This is a genomic window from Streptomyces sp. SudanB182_2057, from assembly GCF_964272715.1.
In the GTDB taxonomy this organism is placed as follows: domain Bacteria; phylum Actinomycetota; class Actinomycetes; order Streptomycetales; family Streptomycetaceae; genus Streptomyces; species Streptomyces rubradiris.
Map to the genome: position 1 here is coordinate 1,615,012 of NZ_OZ186798.1, position 16,132 is coordinate 1,631,143.

Below are 16,132 nucleotides of genomic sequence, written 5' to 3' on the forward strand. Positions count from 1 at the left end.
GGCGCGCCGTCCGGGTGTGGCGGCTCAGCGGGCGTCGGTGAAGGTCTCCCCCTTCTCCGCCTTCGCCACGAGCAGCGCGGGCGGGGCGAACCGGTCGCCGTAGCGCTCGGCCAGCTCGCGCGCGCGGGCCACGAAGCCGGGCAGGCCGCCTTCGTAGCCGTTGATGTACTGGAGCACACCGCCGGTCCAGCCGGGGAAGCCGATACCGAGGAGGGAGCCGATGTTGGCGTCGGCGACCGAGGTCAGCACGCCCTCCTCCAGGAGGCGTACGGTGTCGAGCGCCTCGGCGAAGAGCATGCGTTCCTGCATGTCCCGGAACGGGATGTCGTGGCCGGGCTTGGTGAAGTGCTCGCGCAGCCCCGGCCAGAGTCCGGCCCGCTCGCCGGCCTCGGTGTAGTCGTAGAAGCCGGCGCCGCCGCTGCGGCCGGTGCGGCCGAACTCGTCCACCATGCGGTCGACGACCGTCTCGGCGGGGTGCGCGGTCCAGGTGCCGCCGGCCTCCTCCACGGCCCTCTTGGTCTCGGCCCGGATCTTGCGGGGCAGGGTGAGGGTCAGCTCGTCCATCAGGGAGAGCACCTTGGCGGGGTAGCCGGCCTGGGCGGCGGCCTGTTCCACGGAGGCGGGCTCGACGCCCTCGCCGACCATGGCGACGCCCTCGTTGATGAAGTGGCCGATCACCCGGGAGGTGAAGAAGCCGCGCGAGTCGTTGACGACGATCGGCGTCTTGTTGATCTGCCGGACCAGGTCGAAGGCGCGCGCCAGCGCCTCCTCGCCGGTGCGCTCGCCCTTGATGATCTCGACCAGCGGCATCTTGTCGACCGGCGAGAAGAAGTGCAGCCCGATGAAGTCGGCCTGGCGGCCGACGCCCTCGGCGAGCGCGGTGATCGGCAGGGTGGAGGTGTTGGAGCACAGCAGCGCGTCGGGGGCGACGACCGACTCGATCTCCTGGAACACCTTGTGCTTGAGGGCGGTGTCCTCGAACACGGCCTCGATGACCGCGTCACAGCCCGCGAGGTCGGCCGTCTCCGCCGTGGGGGTGATCCGGGCGAGCAGCGCGTCGGCCTTCTCCTGGCTGGTGCGGCCCTTGGCGACGGCCTTGGCGCACAGCTTCTCCGAGTAGCCCTTGCCCTTGGCCGCGGCTTCCGGGGAGACGTCCTTGAGGACGACGTCGATGCCCGCGCGGGCGCACGCGTAGGCGATGCCGGCGCCCATCATGCCGGCGCCGAGGACGGCCACCTTGCGCACCTGGCGGGGCTCGACGCCCTTGGGCCGGCTGGCGCCGGAGTTGACCGCCTGGAGGTCGAAGAAGAACGCCTGGATCATGTTCTTCGAGATCTGCCCGGCGGCCAGTTCCACGAAGTAGCGGGCCTCGATGACCTGGGCGGTCTCGAAGTCGACCTGGGCGCCCTCGACCGCCGCGGCGAGGATGTTGCGCGGGGCCGGGTAGGGGGCGCCGTTCGTCTGCTTGCGCAGGTTGGCCGGGAAGGCGGGCAGGTTGGCGGCGAACTTCGGGTGGGCCGGGGTGCCGCCGGGGATCTTGTAGCCGGGCGTGTCCCAGGGCTGCCGGGACTCGGGGTGGGCGTCGATGAACGCGCGGGCCTTGGCGATCAGTTCCTCGCGGGTCTCGGCCACCTCGTGGACCAGGCCGTTGTCCCGGGCGCGCCGGGCGTTGTACTGGGTGCCCTGCAGGAGCACCTTCAGCAGGGCGTCCGCGATGCCCAGCAGGCGTACGGTGCGCACCACTCCGCCGCCGCCGGGAAGCAGCCCGAGGGTGACCTCGGGGCAGCCGATCCGGGTGCCGGGGGTGTCCAGGGCGATCCGGTGGTGGCAGGCGAGGGCCAGCTCGAAGCCGCCGCCGAGGGCCGCGCCGTTGATCGCCGCGACGACCGGTTTGCCGAGGGTCTCGATGCGGCGCAGGTCGCGCTTGATGGCGAGGCCGCCTTCGAAGAGTTCCCGCGCGGTCTCGGGGGTGACCCGGATGAGGTCGCGCAGGTCGCCGCCGGCGAAGAAGGTCTTCTTCGCCGAGGTGAGGATGACGCCGCGGATGGAGTCCCGCTCGGCCTCCAGCCGGTCGGTGATCGCGGCGAGGGAGGCGCGGAACGCCTGGTTCATGGTGTTCGCGGACTGGTCCGGGTCGTCCAGGACGAGGGTGACGACACCGGTGTCGTCCTGCTCCCAGCGGATGGTGGTGCTCTCGGTCATGACAGTCGTCTCCGTTGAAGTCGCTTGGTTCCGCGGGGAGTTCAGATGCGTTCGAGGACGGTGGCGATGCCCATGCCGCCGCCGACGCACAGCGTGGCGAGGCCGTAGCGCTTGTCCTGGCGCTCCAGTTCGTCGACGAGGGTGCCGAGGATCATCGCGCCGGTGGCGCCGAGCGGGTGGCCGTAGGCGATGGCGCCGCCATTGACGTTGATCTTGTCCAGGCTCAGGCCCATGTCCTTCGCGTAGCGCAGGACGACCGCGGCGAACGCCTCGTTGATCTCGACCAGGTCGATGTCGTCGATGGTGAGACCGGCCTTGGCCAGGGCCTTGCGGCTGGCGGGGGCGGGGCCGGTGAGCATGATGGTCGGCTCGGAGCCGGAGACGGCGGCGGAGACGATCCGCGCGCGCGGGGTGAGGCCGTGGCGTTCTCCGGCCTCCCGGGAGCCGATCGCGACGAGCGCGGCGCCGTCCACGATGCCGGAGGAGTTGCCCGCGTGGTGGACGTGGTCGATCTTCTCCACCCAGTGGTACCTCTGCAGCGCGACCGCGTCGAAGCCGCCCAGGTCGCCGATGTCCGCGAAGGACGGCTTGAGCTTCGCGAGGGAGTCGGCGGTGGTGCCGGGGCGCGGGTGCTCGTCGTGGTCGAGGACGACCAGGCCGTTGCGGTCCTTGACGGGGACCACCGAGCGCTCGAAGCGGTTCTCCTTCCAGGCGGTGGCGGCGCGCTCCTGGGACAGGGCCGCGTACTCGTCCACGTCGCGGCGGGAGAAGCCCTCGATGGTGGCGATCAGGTCGGCGCTGATGCCCTGCGGGACGAAATTCACGGAGAGGTTGGTCATCGGGTCGTTGAACCAGGCGCCGCCGTCCGAGGCCATCGGGACGCGGGACATGGACTCGACGCCGCCGGCCAGGACCAGGTCCTCCCAGCCGGCCCGGACCTTGGCGGCGGCCAGGTTGACGGCCTCCAGGCCGGAGGCACAGAAGCGGTTCTCCTGGACGCCCGCGACGGTGTCCGGCAGCCCGGCGGCGAGGGCGGCGATCCGAGCGATGTCGGAGCCCTGGTCGCCGACGGGGCTGACGACGCCGAGCACGATGTCGTCGATCCCGGCCGGGTCCAGGTCCGGGAAGCGGTCGCGGATCTCGTGGATGAGGCCGACGACCAGGTCGATGGGCTTCGTGCCGTGCAGGGCGCCGTTGGCCTTGCCGCGCCCGCGCGGGGTGCGGATCGCGTCGTACACGTACGCTTCGGTGCTCACTGGGGTGCCTTTCGGGAGGGTGGGCCGGGCGGAGTCGGCGGGGTCAGCCGCCGTCGGTGACCGCGTCTTCGGTGGCCGGGGCGTCGGGGCCGTGGGCGGGGCGGGGCGGTATGCGCCAGTCCCGGGCGACCGCCGCGCCGTCCGCGCCGGGCCGGGCGGGGCCGGTGCGGACGGCGGTCGGGGTGGCGGAGAACCGGGGCGCGGGGGCGGGCTGGGTGGTGCCGTCGTGGTCGGTGAAGGTGGCGCGGGCGGCGAGGTGCGGGTGGTGCGGGGCCTCGCGCAGGCCGAGCACGGGTGCCACGCAGGCGTCGGAGTCCTCGAAGACGGCCGTCCACTCGGCCCGGGTGCGGGTCTTGAAGGCGGCGGCGATCCGTTCGCGCAGCTCTCCCCAGCGGGTGACGTCGGTGCGGGCGGAGGCGAGGGGGGCGAGGCCCAGCAGGCGCAGGAACTCGTCGTAGAACTTCTCTTCCAGGGCGCCTACCGCCATGTACCGGCCGTCGGCGGTCTCGTAGGTGCCGTAGTACGGGCAGCCGCCGTCCAGGAGATTGGCGGCGCGCCGGTCCTGCCAGGCGCCGGCGGCGAGCATGGCGTGGATCATCGTGGACAGGTGGGCCGTGCCGTCGACGATGGCCGCGTCGACCACCTGGCCGGTGCCGGTCGCGCGCGCGTGGTGCAGCGCGGCGAGGACGCCGACGACCAGGTAGAGGGCGCCGCCCGCGTAGTCCCCGAGGAGGTTGGCGGGCACGGCCGGGGGTTCGTCCGGGCGGCCGATCATGCCGAGGGTGCCGGTGAGCGCGATGTAGGCGATGTCGTGGCCGGCGCGGTGGGCGAAGGGGCCGTCCTGACCCCAGCCGGTCATCCGGCCGTAGACCAGGCCGGGGTTGCGGGCGTGGCAGTCCCCGGGGCCGACGCCGAGCCGTTCGGCGACGCCCGGGCGGTAGCCCTCCACGAGGATGTCGGCCCGTTCGGCGAGGTCCAGCACGCGCGCGGGGCCGTCCGGTGCCTTGAGGTCGACCACGACCGAGCGCTTGTTGCGGTTGGTGAGGTCGCGGGCCGGGTCGAGGCCGAGGCCCGCGCCGCCCGGGCGGTCCACCCGGACCACGTCGGCGCCCAGGTCGGCCAGCAGCATGGCGGCGAACGGGCCGGGCCCGATGCCGGCCAGTTCCACCACGCGCACGCCGGAGAGCGGGCCGGTACCCGGCACCGGCGGCGTCTGTGCCGTTGTCATCCGTCCAGCCCCCAAGCGTGTGTGACACCGTTGCTGTAACACCGGTGATGCTAAGAACGTGTTCCACCGAACACAAGACCCAACGAGCAAGCGCTTAGCCAAGTGCCCGGCGCGTCAGCCATCACCCGGACGAGTGAACGGGACTCCCCCCTCCCCCGCCGTGTCCGCGATGCCGGCACGCCCGCCCGGACGGGTGCGCCGGCCGCCGCGGGCGCGGGGTGTTCCTGGCTGCGGGCACCGCTGCCTCCGGGCTGGTCTTCGGACTGCGCACTCCTCACGCTAGCCTCGGCCACCGACAGCGGCGCGGGCTGCGCTGGGGGTGTGCGGACAAGGGGTGACATGAGCAGCATCGGCAGGACCGGCCGTCCCTACGACCTCGTGCTCTTCGGAGCCACGGGCTTCGTCGGCGCGCTCACGGCCCGCTATCTCGCCGAGCACGCGCCGCCGGGGCTGCGCTGGGCGGTCGCCGGCCGCGACGAACGGCGGCTGGAGCGGCTGCGGGAGAGCCTGCCCGGCGGCGAGGGCATCGGCGTCCTGCGGGCCGACACGGGCGAACCGGCCACCCTGCGCGCGCTCGCCGGGCACGCGCGCGTGGTCGCCACGACCGTCGGACCGTACGTGCTCCACGGCGAGGAACTCGTCGCCGCCTGCGCCGACAGCGGCACCGACTACCTGGACCTCACGGGCGAGCCGGAGTTCGTGGACCTGATGTACGTCCGGCACGACGCACGCGCGCGGGAGACGGGCGCGCGCCTGGTGCACGCCTGCGGCTTCGACTCGGTGCCGCACGACCTCGGCGTGTACTTCACGGTCCGCCGACTGCCCGAGGGCGTGCCGCTGACCGTGGACGGCTACGTGACCGTGGACGCGGCCTTCTCCGGCGGCACCCTCGCCTCGGCGCTGAACCAGCTGGGCCGCGCCGGGCGGATGCGGGCCGCCGCCCGCGAACGGGCCCGGCACGAGCCACGGCTGCCGGGCCGCCGGGTCACCGCGCCGCCCGGCGCGCCGAGGTTCGCCCCGGAGGCCGGCGCGTGGGCGCTGCCGCTGCCCACCATCGACCCGCGGGTCGTGCGCCGTTCGGCACGGGCGCTGGAGCGGTACGGGCCGGACTTCCGCTATCGCCACTACGCCGCCGTACGCCACTTGCCGGTCGCCCTCGGCGGGGTCGCCGCCGTCGGCGCGCTGGCCGTCGCGGCCCAGCTGCCGCCCGTGCGGCGCCGGCTGTCGGACCTGCTCCGGCCGGGCGACGGCCCGGGCCCGGACAAGCGGGCGAAGAGCTGGTTCCGGGTGCGGTTCGTCGGCGAGGGCGGCGGGGAGCGCGTGTACACCGAGGTCGCGGGCGGCGACCCGGGCTACGACGAGACGGCGAAGATGTTCGCCGAGGCCGCCCTCTGCCTGGCCTTCGACGAGCTGCCGCCGACGGCCGGCCAGGTCACCACGGCCGAGGCGATGGGCGACGCCCTGACCGAGCGGCTGCGCGCGGCCGGGATCACCTTCCGGGTGGCGGCGCGGCGCTGACCGGAACGCGTCGGTCCCGGCCCGCCCTCCGGTGCCCGGCTGCGACGATGGGGCCTCGGCCGGAGGATCCCCGAGGAGGCGGAGCGTACGTGAAGTTCGTGCTGGAAGTGACCGTGGACGACGGTGTGGAGGCGCGGGACCGGGCGCGCGAGCTGGAGCGCATCCTGCGCTACTGGGGTGGCAACCTGCGCCACTACGCCGTGGAACCCGGTGCCGGTTCGGCCGTCTACGACTCGGCGTATCAGGAGGTGGGCGCCTGGCGGGTCGAGGCGTCCTGACCGGCGCCGGCCGGGCGCCGCGCCGCCTCGCGCAGGGCCCGCCGGCACAGGGCGTCGGCCCGGCGCGTGGTCTCCGGGAGCCGGAACCGCGGGGTCAGCGCGAGGGTGTGCGCCACGGCACCGGGCAGGCTCACCCGGTGGCCGACGGAGACGAAGACCGGTTTCACGCCGTCCCTGGTGCGCAGGGCGCGCCCGACCTCCTCGGTTCCCGCCATCAGCGGCGCGTCGGCGCCGCGCGCCGGGCCGGGGTCGTCGTGGGTGAAGGTGAACGGGTTCTTGGCGACGCCGATGACCGGCAGGTCCGTGAGCACCCCGAGGTGGCTGGCCAGGCCGAAGCGGCGCGGGTGGGCCAGGCCGTAGCCGTCGCACACGACGAGGCCGGGCGGGCCGGGCAGCCGGTCCAGGGCGGCCAGCACGGCCGGGAGCTCGCGGAAGGCGAGGAGCCCGGGCACGTACGGGAAGGAGACCCGGCCGACGGCCGTCGCCTCCGCGACGACGTCCAGGGTGGCGGCGTCCAGCACCACGGCCGCCGCCGCGACCAGGTCCAGCTCGTCGTCGTAGGCGACGTCGACCCCGGTGACCCGGCCCGTGCCGGGCGGTGGGCCGGGCTCGTCCAGCACCACTCGGCCGCGCAGCTCGTCCTGGACGGCGCGGGCCTCCTCCTCGGTCGCGGGCCAGCCCGCGGGTACGCCAACGATCGTCACGCGGGTGACTGTACGGTTCGCCGGTGGCCGGCGGCGGGGCGGGGTAGGCTCCGGCCCATGTTCGTCCTCGAGCTGACCTACACCGCGCCCCTCGATGCCGTGGACGCCGTCCTGCCCGACCATGTGGCCTGGCTGGAGCGGCAGTACGACAAGGGCCTGTTCCTGGCCTCCGGACGCAAGAACCCCCGCGACGGCGGGGTGATCCTGGCCGTCACGGGGGACCGCGCCGAGATCGAGGAGGTCGTGGCCACCGACCCGTTCGTCACCGCCGGGGTGTGCTCCTACCGCGTCGTCGAGTTCCTCGCCACGAAGACGGGCCCCGAGCTGGAGCGGCACCGGCAGACGCTCGGCTGAGCCGGCGGGTCATCCCTTCTTGCGGTCCAGTGCGCGCTGCAACTGCTCCTTGTTCATGTGCGAACGGCCTTCGATGCCGCGCTGCCTGGCCTCGTTGTACAACTGGTCGCGGGTCGGGCCGTGCGAGCCGACCCGGTTGCCGGACCGCTGACCGCCCCGCTTGCCGGAGGACATGTCCTGCGTCGAGGTGCGGCTGGCGGTCTTGGACTCGCCGGAGCGGGCGCGTTCCTTGTTCACCGTCCGCGCGGCGATCTCCTTGGCGCGCCCGGTGCTCTCGCCCCGGTCCTGCGCGCTCTTCTTGATGTGCTCGTACTGACGCTCGCGCTTGGGGCTTGAACCGGCTGGCATGATCGCTCCTTTCCTTCGCGGCGTAGAGACGAGTACCCGTCTCACGCACGCTCACGTCACCGGACCGGCCACCCGGTGTCCTGAGGACCCGGCTCGGGGCCGCCGGGGCACGTCCAGGGGGCCGGGTGCGCCGGTGCGCGGCGGGGGACGGGCCGATCGGATCGTGCTCCCGGTGCATGAACGCGGTGACCGAGGTCACTCGGTCCGGGGGTGCACGCACCGGCCGTTTCCGTCGTCTCTCCCTGTGCCGGGTGTGGGCGCATCCGGGCGCTGTCCAGCCGTCACGAGGGAGCAAGGCGTTGTCCACCGTCATCGAGCAGCCCGTAGAGGCCCGTCTCGTCGCCGCCGCACCGCGCATGCCGAGCATTCCCGCCACGCTGCGCTACGACCGGCGCGACCCGTTCGCCGTCCGCATGACCTTCCCGGCGCCGGCCACCCTGGAGGGCGTCGACGTGTGCTGGACCTTCGCCCGTGAGCTGCTGACGGCCGGGCTGGAGGACCCCGCGGGCCAGGGCGACGTCCGGGTGCGGCCCTACGGGTACGACCGCACGGTGCTGGAGTTCCACGCCCCGGAGGGCACCGCGATCGTGCACGTGCGCTCGGGCGAGATACGGCGGTTCCTCAAGGCCGCGGACGAACTGGTCCCCGCCGGCCTGGAACACCTCCAGCTCGACCTGGACCACGGCCTCGCCGAGCTGATGCGGGACGCCTGCTGAAGGGCACACGCGCGGGGGGTGCCTGATGAGCGGGGGTGCCCGATGAGCGGGGGTGCCCGATGAGCGGGGGTGCCCGATGAGCGGGGGGGTGCCCGATGAACGGCACGCGCGCGTGCACGCGCGTGCGGAACGCCTCGGTCAGCGCCGCGAGCACCTCGGTGGAAAACGCGTTGACACCCCTTCCCGCCGCTCGTACGGTGTTCAGCGGTTCTGTTGCCGCCGATTGGAGAAGGACGTTGCTCGTCTGAGGTCCCGAGACACCGCGTCGCACCGGTGAGGTGTGCGCGGCGTACGACGACCTCGGCGTCCGAGCCGTCCCCCAGGCACAGGCCCCTTCTTCCGCGGCCCTTCCCTGCCCGGCCCCTCGGTTTCCGCCTCGCGGTGTCTCGATACGCGTCCACCCGAACGCCCACACCCTCGCGAGGCGCCCACCATGTCAGCTTCCCTCACCTGCACCTCCCTGTCCTTCGCCTGGCCCGACGGCACCGCCGTCTTCGACGGCCTCGACATCGCGTTCGGCCCCGGCCGGACCGGACTCGTCGGCGTCAACGGATCGGGCAAGTCCACCCTGCTCAAGCTGCTGGCCGGAAAACTCGCCCCGGCCGACGGCACCGTCAAGGCGACCGGCGAGATCGGCTACCTCCCGCAGAACGTCACCCTGGACACCGCGCTCCGGGTCGACCAGGCCCTCGGCATCGCCGAGCGGCGGGCCGCCCTGCACGCCATCGAGGCGGGCGACGTCTCCGAGGAGCACTTCGAGACCGTCGGCGACGACTGGGACGTCGAGGAGCGCGCCCTGGCCACCCTCGGCGAACTCGGCCTTGGCCACCTCGGCCTGGACCGGACCGTCGGCGAGGTGTCCGGCGGCGAGTCGGTGCTGCTGCGGCTCGCCGCGCTGCTGCTGCGCCGCCCCGACATCCTGCTGCTGGACGAGCCCACCAACAACCTCGACCTGTACGCGCGCCGGCGGCTCCACCAGGCCGTCACCGCGTGGCCGGGCGTCCTGGTCGTGGTCAGCCACGACCGGGCCCTGCTCGACCTGGTCGACCAGATCGCGGACCTGCGCGCGGGCGAGGTGTCCTGGTACGGCGGCAACTTCTCGGCCTACGAGGAGGCGCTGGCCGTAGAGCAGGAGGCGGCCGAGCGCATGGTGCGCGTCGCCGAGGCCGATGTGCGCAAGCAGAAGCGCGAACTGTCCGACGCCCACCTGAAACTGGCCCGCCGCAAGCGGTACGGCCAGAAGATGTACGACTCCAAGCGCGAACCGAAGATCGTCATGGGCGCGCGCAAACGCGCCGCCCAGGAGTCGGCGGGCAAGCACCGCATCCTGCACGAGGAACGGCTCGCCGAGGCCAGGGAACGGCTGGACGAGGCGGTGGAAGCCGTACGGGACGACGACGAGATCCGCGTCGAACTGCCGTACACGGCCGTGCCTCCGGGCCGGCAGGTGCTCACTCTGGAGAACCTGGAAACGGCCTGCCACGCGCGCGTGCCGGGCATCCTCGATCTGCGCGGCCCGGAGCGGATCGCGCTCGTCGGCCGCAACGGCGCCGGCAAGACGACGCTGCTGCGGACCGTCGCCGGCCAACTGGCGCCGCTGGCCGGCACCGTGACGGCCCACGTGCCGCTCCGGTTCCTGCCGCAGCGGCTGGACGTGCTGGACGACGGCCTGTCGGTGGCCGAGAACGTGGCCCGGTTCGCGCCGGACGCCACCAACAACCGGATCCGGGCCCGTCTCGCCCGCTTCCTGTTCCGGGGCGCCCGGGCCGACCAGCAGGCGGGCACCCTCTCCGGCGGCGAACGCTTCCGGGCGGCCCTGGCCGCGCTGCTGCTCGCCGAGCCGGCACCGCAGTTGCTGCTGCTGGACGAGCCGACGAACAACCTGGACATGGCCAGCGTCCGGCAGCTGACCCAGGCCCTGGAGTCGTACGAGGGCGCCCTGCTCGTCGCCGCCCACGACCTGCCGTTCCTGGAGTCGATCGGGATCACCCGCTGGCTGCTGCTGGAAGGAGGCGAGCTGACGGAGACCACGCCCGGGGCGCTGCGCGAACCGGCCTGACCCGGCGGCCGGGGCTCACCCCGGTGACCGGGGTTTTGCCCTGGCCGGAGCGCGCTGCATGATGACGGACCGGCGCCGGGTGACCGGCGCCGGCCACCGCACCGCCGTACCGACCGATCCGAAAGGCCCGTCGTGCCCAGCAAGAAGGCCCTCGTCCGCCGCCCCAGCCCCCGCCTCGCCGACGGCCTGGTGACGCACATCGCGCGGGAGCAGGTCGACGTGGGGCTCGCCGTGGAGCAGTGGGAGGCCTATGTGGCGGCCCTGCGCGCGCACGGCTGGGAGACGATCGAGGTCGAACCGGCCGACGACTGCCCGGACTCGGTGTTCGTCGAGGACACCGTCGTCATGTTCCGGAACGTGGCGTTGATCACCCGTCCGGGTGCCGCCGCCCGGCGCGCGGAGACCGCCGGTGTGGAGGAGGCCGTGGCGAGCCTCGGCTGCTCGGTGAACTGGATCTGGGATCCGGGCACGCTGGACGGCGGTGACGTCCTCAAGGTCGGCGACACCGTGTACGTCGGCCGTGGCGGACGCACCAACGCGGCCGGTGTGCAGCAGCTGCGCGCGGCCTTCGAACCGCTGGGCGCCCGGGTGGTGGCCGTCCCGGTGAGCAAGGTGCTGCACCTGAAGTCGGCGGTGACCGCGCTGCCCGACGGCACGGTGATCGGGCACATCCCGCGGGTAGACCGGCCGTCGCTGTTCCCGGGGTTCCTGTCGGTGCCGGAGGAGTCCGGGGCGCACGTGGTGCTGCTGGGCGGCGGCAAGCTGCTGATGGCGGCGAGCGCGCCGCGCACGGCGGAGCTGCTGAGCGATCTCGGTCATGGCGTGGTCACGGTCGACATCAGCGAGTTCGAGAAGCTGGAGGGCTGTGTGACCTGCCTCTCCGTACGCCTGCGGGAGTTGTACGCCTGATCGGGTGATTCCGCCCCTTCGACAGCCCCGGGACCTGCGGGTCCCGGGGCTGTCCGGCGTGCGCGGGAGCCCGCCCGGCAAGGCTGATCAGCGGTTCTTTACCGCCGTCTTAACCTACGGCTTCGTAACCTACGGATTCGTAGCCTACGATCACGTAGGTTCCCGGCACCGCTCGCCGGGTCGTTCCCCTTCCCCTCGCCCCATGTCCGGCGTCCCCCTGGAGTTCCTGTGACGATCACTTCCCCTCACCTCGGCAGCCCGTCCGTCTGGACCGACGCGCGGCTCCTGTACGCACTGGAGGAAGTGGTCGAAAACGAATTGAACCGGCATCTGAAGGTCGCCAAGGACTGGATGCCGCACGAGTACGTGCCGTGGAGCGACGCCCGTAACTTCCCCGGTCTGTTCGAGGACGGGGAGGCCTGGGAGAAGGGCCAGTCGAAGGTGACGGAGGTCGGCCGTATCGCCCTCGTGGTCAACCTGCTCACCGAGGACAACCTGCCGAGCTACCACCACGAGATCGCCACGCTGTTCGGCCGCGACGGCGCCTGGGGCACCTGGGTGCACCGCTGGACGGCCGAGGAGGGCCGGCACGGCATCGTGATGCGCGACTATCTGCTGGCCTCGCGCGCGGTGGACCCCGACCAGCTGGAACGCTTCCGTATGGCGCACATGAGCGAGGGCTTCGAGTCCGACAACGGACACTCGATGCTGCACTCGATCGCCTATGTCGCCTTCCAGGAGCTGGCCACGCGGATCTCGCACCGCAACACCGGCCACCAGTCCGGGGACCCGGTCTGCGACCGCATGCTGGCCCGCATCGCGACCGACGAGAACCTGCACATGGTGTTCTACCGCAACCTGCTCAAGGCCGCCTTCGAGCTCGCCCCCGACCTGACCATGCGGGCGGTCCGGGACGTGGTGGTGAACTTCCGCATGCCGGGCCACGGCATCCCCGGCTTCGAGCGGGCCGCCGCGCAGATGGCGATCGGCGAGGTGTACAACCTGCGCATCCACCACGACGACGTGCTGCAGCCGGTGCTGCGCTTCCTGAAGGTCATGGAGATCGACGGCCTCGGCCCCGAGGGTCTGCGGGCGCAGGAGGAACTCGGCCTGTTCCTGGGCGGGCTGAACGCGGAGGCGTCGAAGTTCGACGAGAAGCTGGCCGCGCGCAAGGCCCGGATGGCGGCGCGCGCCGGGGGCTGACGCCCCGCACTCGGGCCGGCGGCGGCGGGTGCCGGAGGCGAGGATCAGCGGGCGGTGCGCCGGAGGGCCAGGCGTTCCTTCTCCGACAGGCCGCCCCAGACGCCGAACCGCTCGTCATGGGCGAGGGCGTATTCCAGGCAGGCCGGGCGCAGCTCGCACATGGCGCAGATGCGCTTCGCCTCGCGCACCGAGCTGCCGGGCTCGGGGAAGAAGAAGTCCGGCCCGGTCTGCGCGCACAGGGCCTGCGTCTGCCAGGTGTCGTCGGCCGGGGTGATGGTGTCTGAGTGCATGGCAAGGAGCCTGCCCCAGACAGAAAAACGTTCGATCAACGCCGGCTCAACGGCGTACCCGGGCCCTCGGCCGCCGGCCCCCGAACCGCCCCGATGATGCCCCCTCGTTCCCGGCGCGCGCACGGCGGCGCGCGGGGCCGGTGTGAAAAGCCGAGGAACCCGGGAAAGCGTGTGCTCGTGTGGTACCGCTCCTGGGCAAGGGCCGCCGGGCTGGACGGTGTACTTCCGCGACGAGGACGTCCGGGCCACCACCGAGGCCACCGGACAGGCGCACGGCAGCGTGCCGGTGGGGCCGGCGGACGAGCCGGGGCGGGGCGGCAGCGCGGTGCTCGCCGACCGGGCGGGCGCGCCGTTCGGGATCCGGCAACCGGACCGGAGGCGTGGAGGCGGCGGGCGGGCCGGGCACGCTGTGCTGGGTAGAGCCGCACACGCCGGACATCGCGGCCGCCGCCGCGTTCTATCGCCGGGTGCTCGACCTGGAGACGTCCGGGGTGTCCTTCCCGGGCGGGACCTGTACGTGCGTTCATCCCGGCGGTGCCGGTGAGGAGGCGATGGTCGGGGGCTGGTGCCGACGGCCGGCGATCCCGCCGAGGCGGAGTCCGGCGCGTACTGGCTGCCGTACTTCGAGGTGGCGGACGCGGACGCCGTCGTCGACCGGGCCCGGCGGCTCGGCGGGGCGGCCCGCGGGCCTGCGGGCCCGCGACGTCCGTGCCGAGGGTGGGGCGGACGGTCCGGCTCGCCGATCCGTGCGGGGCCCGGTTCGCGGTGCTCAGGCCCGGGCCGCCCGTCGGCTGACCCGCGGGCGGCTCACGCGGAGGCGCGGCGTATCAGGGTGGTCGGCAGGATCACGCCCCCGCCCCGCGCACCGGGCGTCGTCCGCTCCCGGTCCCGGTCGCCGGACAGGCCCTCCAGCAGCAGGCGGGCCATCAGCCCACCCATCCCCTCGATGTCCTGGCGTACCGTCGTCAGCGGCGGATCGGTCTGCTCGGCGACCGGCGCCATGTCGTCGAAGCCGGCCACGGCCACGTCCTCGGGAACCCGCCGGCCGCTCTCGCGCAGCACCCGCAGGGCGCCGAGCGCGCTGAGGTCGTTGGCGGCGAACACGGCGTCGACGTCCGGGCAGCGGGCCAGGAGTTCCCGCATGGCGCGCTCACCACCGGCCGGGGTGAAGTCGCCCTCCGCGACCAGCCCGGGATCGTACGCGCCGGACACCTCGGCGACGGCGTCCCGGTAGCCGTCGAGCCGGTCCACCGCCGAGGTCTGGTCCAGCGCGCCGGTGAGATGGGCGACACGCCGGCGGCCGAGGCCCAGCAGATGCCGTACCGCCGCCCGGGCCCCGCCCCGGTTGTCGCAGTCGACGTACACCACGCCGGGGTCCGGCGCCCCGGGGTTCGCGCTCCAGTGGGGGCGTCCGCCGAACACGGTGGGCACCCCGGCGTCGCGGATGAGGCCGGGCAGCGGGTCGTCCAGATGCAGGGAGAACACGAGCGCGCCGTCGACATGGCCGCCGGCGAGATAGCGGGCCACGCGGGTGTGGTCGGCGCGGCCCTCGGTGAGCAGCAGCACCAGTTGGTTGTCGTGCGCGGTCAGCTCCTTGCTGATGCCGCGCAGTTGGAGCGCGAAGAAGGGGTCGGCGAAGACCCGGGTCTCGGGCTCGGCGACGACGACCGCGACCGCGTCGTGGCGCCGGGTCACCAGGCTGCGTGCCGCCTGGTTGGGGACGTAGCCCAGTTCCTCCACGGCCCGCCGGACCCGTTCGGCCAGGGGTGCGCGGACCCCGTCGCCGCCGTTGACCACCCGGGACACGGTGGCCCGGGACACCCCGGCCCGCGCGGCCACGGCCTCCAGGGTGGGACGCGACACGGCCTCGGTCACTGCGGGACACCCCCTCCTCGGCGGCCGGCACTCAGGATAGCCGCCGCGCACCGGCCCGGCCGGGGCCGGGCCGAGCGGCCTGGCACCCCGGCGCTCCGCTTCCCGGACCGCGCCGTGATCCCCCGCCCGCTCCCGGCGGGGCTCAGTCCGACGTGGTGCGGCGGGCCCGGCTCGGCTGGACGCGGGTGGGCTCGCCGGGCATCTTCGGGTACTCCGGCGGGTACGGCAGGTCGCCCAGGCCGTGGTCGTGTTCGTCCCGCCGGGCCAGTTCCAGCAGCGCGTCCAGGGAGTAGGCGTGGTCGTCCATGTCGGCGTGCACGTCGCCGAGTTCGGCGAACCGGGCGGGCATGGTGACGAGGTCGAAGTCACGGGGCTGGGCGACGCCGACCTCCTCCCAGCGCAGGGGCGCGGAGACGGGGGCGTGCGGGCGGGGCCGTACCGAATAGGCGGAGGCGATGGTGCGGTCCCGTGCCGTCTGGTTGTAGTCGAGGAAGATGCGGCGCCCGCGCTCCTCCTTCCACCACTTGATGGTGACGTGCTCGGGCATCCGGCGTTCCATCTCCCGGCCGACCGCGATCGCCGCGCGGCGCACCTGGGTGAAGGTCCAGCGGGGTTCGATGGGGACGAAGACGTGCAGACCCCGGCCGCCGGAGGTCTTCGGCCAGCCGCGCAGTCCGCCGAACTCCTCCAGTACCGCGCGCAGTTCGTGGGCGGCGCGGGCCGCGTCGGCGTAGTCGGTGCCGGGCTGCGGGTCGAGGTCGATGCGGAGTTCGTCGGGGTGGTCGACGTCGGTGGCGCGGACCGGCCAGGGGTGGAAGGTGAGGGTGCCGTACTGGGCGGCCCACACCACGGCGGCCTCCTCGGTGGGGCACATCTCGTCGGCGCTGCGGCCGCTGGGGAAGGTGATGTGGGCGGTCGGGATCCAGTCGGGCATGCTCTTGGGCGCCCGCTTCTGGAAGAACCACTCGCCGCCGACGCCGTCCGGATAGCGCTCCAGGGTGGTGGGGCGCTCGCGCAGGGCGCGCAGGATGCCGGGGGCGACCGACACGTAGTACCGGGCGAGGTCCAGCTTGGTGAAGCCCCGCTCCGGGAAGAACACCTTGTCCGGGCTGGACAGCCGTACGGTCCGGCCGCCCACCTCCAGTTCCACCGCGTCGCCCATGCGGCCACCGTAGGCGCACCCCGCATACCT

The 16,132-nt window shown here is 73.5% G+C and carries 15 protein-coding genes; 7 read left to right on the forward strand and 8 right to left on the reverse strand.

Annotated features, from left to right (window positions below; translation table 11 throughout):
* Positions 1-24 precede the first annotated feature (24 nt).
* Genes ACSURM_RS06730 through ACSURM_RS06740 form a run of 3 tightly spaced genes read right to left on the reverse strand, consistent with a single transcriptional unit; the run spans position 25 to position 4,686 of the window.
* On the reverse strand, positions 25-2,202 hold the full coding sequence (locus ACSURM_RS06730; RefSeq protein WP_436954030.1) for a 3-hydroxyacyl-CoA dehydrogenase NAD-binding domain-containing protein: 2,178 nt from the start codon (positions 2,200-2,202) through the stop codon (positions 25-27).
* A gap of 41 nt (positions 2,203-2,243) precedes the next feature.
* Complete coding sequence (locus tag ACSURM_RS06735) at positions 2,244-3,458, reverse strand: acetyl-CoA C-acetyltransferase (protein WP_436954031.1); 1,215 nt, start codon at positions 3,456-3,458, stop codon at positions 2,244-2,246.
* A gap of 43 nt (positions 3,459-3,501) precedes the next feature.
* Positions 3,502-4,686: a CaiB/BaiF CoA transferase family protein gene (locus ACSURM_RS06740; RefSeq protein ID WP_436954032.1), complete on the reverse strand. Its 1,185-nt coding sequence runs from the start codon at positions 4,684-4,686 to the stop codon at positions 3,502-3,504.
* A 339-nt stretch (positions 4,687-5,025) separates the two neighbouring features.
* Here ACSURM_RS06740 and ACSURM_RS06745 point away from each other — a divergent pair, with 339 nt between their 5' ends.
* Complete coding sequence (locus ACSURM_RS06745; protein WP_436954033.1) at positions 5,026-6,204, forward strand: saccharopine dehydrogenase family protein; 1,179 nt, start codon at positions 5,026-5,028, stop codon at positions 6,202-6,204.
* A gap of 89 nt (positions 6,205-6,293) precedes the next feature.
* Positions 6,294-6,482 carry a hypothetical protein gene (locus tag ACSURM_RS06750; protein ID WP_436954034.1) on the forward strand — a complete coding sequence of 63 codons (189 nt, stop codon included), beginning with the start codon at positions 6,294-6,296 and terminating at the stop codon, positions 6,480-6,482.
* On the opposite strand, the gene ACSURM_RS06755 is transcribed toward ACSURM_RS06750, so the two are convergent.
* Positions 6,446-7,186: an endonuclease V gene (locus tag ACSURM_RS06755; protein WP_436954035.1), complete on the reverse strand. Its 741-nt coding sequence runs from the start codon at positions 7,184-7,186 to the stop codon at positions 6,446-6,448. The genes ACSURM_RS06750 and ACSURM_RS06755 overlap by 37 nt on opposite strands.
* Positions 7,187-7,243: 57 nt before the next feature.
* On the opposite strand from ACSURM_RS06755, the gene ACSURM_RS06760 reads away from it, so the two are divergent.
* Entirely contained in the window at positions 7,244-7,540 is a 297-nt protein-coding gene (locus ACSURM_RS06760; protein ID WP_436954036.1) for a YciI family protein, read from the forward strand.
* Positions 7,541-7,549: 9 nt separating this feature from the next.
* Here the strand turns inward: ACSURM_RS06760 and ACSURM_RS06765 are convergent, their stop codons facing one another.
* Complete coding sequence (locus ACSURM_RS06765) at positions 7,550-7,888, reverse strand: hypothetical protein (RefSeq protein ID WP_030618251.1); 339 nt, start codon at positions 7,886-7,888, stop codon at positions 7,550-7,552.
* A 299-nt stretch (positions 7,889-8,187) separates the two neighbouring features.
* Between ACSURM_RS06765 and ACSURM_RS06770 the strand changes: the two genes are divergently transcribed.
* The 4 genes from ACSURM_RS06770 (at position 8,188) to ACSURM_RS06785 (ending at position 12,775) form a co-directional block, all read left to right on the forward strand.
* On the forward strand, positions 8,188-8,604 hold the full coding sequence (locus ACSURM_RS06770; RefSeq protein WP_436954037.1) for an SsgA family sporulation/cell division regulator: 417 nt from the start codon (positions 8,188-8,190) through the stop codon (positions 8,602-8,604).
* Between the two features lie 433 nt (positions 8,605-9,037).
* Positions 9,038-10,663, forward strand: a complete 1,626-nt coding sequence (locus ACSURM_RS06775) for an ABC-F family ATP-binding cassette domain-containing protein (protein ID WP_436954038.1) — start codon at positions 9,038-9,040, stop codon at positions 10,661-10,663.
* A 132-nt stretch (positions 10,664-10,795) separates the two neighbouring features.
* Entirely contained in the window at positions 10,796-11,572 is a 777-nt protein-coding gene (gene ddaH, locus ACSURM_RS06780; protein ID WP_436954039.1) for a dimethylargininase, read from the forward strand.
* A gap of 228 nt (positions 11,573-11,800) precedes the next feature.
* The gene (locus ACSURM_RS06785; protein ID WP_359049426.1) at positions 11,801-12,775 is read left to right on the forward strand and encodes an acyl-ACP desaturase; all 975 of its coding nucleotides are present in this window, start codon (positions 11,801-11,803) and stop codon (positions 12,773-12,775) included.
* A 44-nt stretch (positions 12,776-12,819) separates the two neighbouring features.
* Here ACSURM_RS06785 and ACSURM_RS06790 read toward each other — a convergent pair whose 3' ends face one another.
* The 3 genes from ACSURM_RS06790 to ligD form a co-directional block, all read right to left on the reverse strand.
* Positions 12,820-13,065, reverse strand: coding sequence for a WhiB family transcriptional regulator (locus tag ACSURM_RS06790; protein ID WP_289968773.1), 246 nt, complete (start codon positions 13,063-13,065; stop codon positions 12,820-12,822).
* Positions 13,066-13,872: 807 nt separating this feature from the next.
* The gene (locus ACSURM_RS06795; RefSeq protein WP_436954040.1) at positions 13,873-14,940 is read right to left on the reverse strand and encodes a LacI family DNA-binding transcriptional regulator; all 1,068 of its coding nucleotides are present in this window, start codon (positions 14,938-14,940) and stop codon (positions 13,873-13,875) included.
* 142 nt (positions 14,941-15,082) lie between these two features.
* The gene (gene ligD / locus ACSURM_RS06800; protein WP_436954041.1) at positions 15,083-16,102 is read right to left on the reverse strand and encodes a non-homologous end-joining DNA ligase; all 1,020 of its coding nucleotides are present in this window, start codon (positions 16,100-16,102) and stop codon (positions 15,083-15,085) included.
* Positions 16,103-16,132 lie beyond the last annotated feature (30 nt).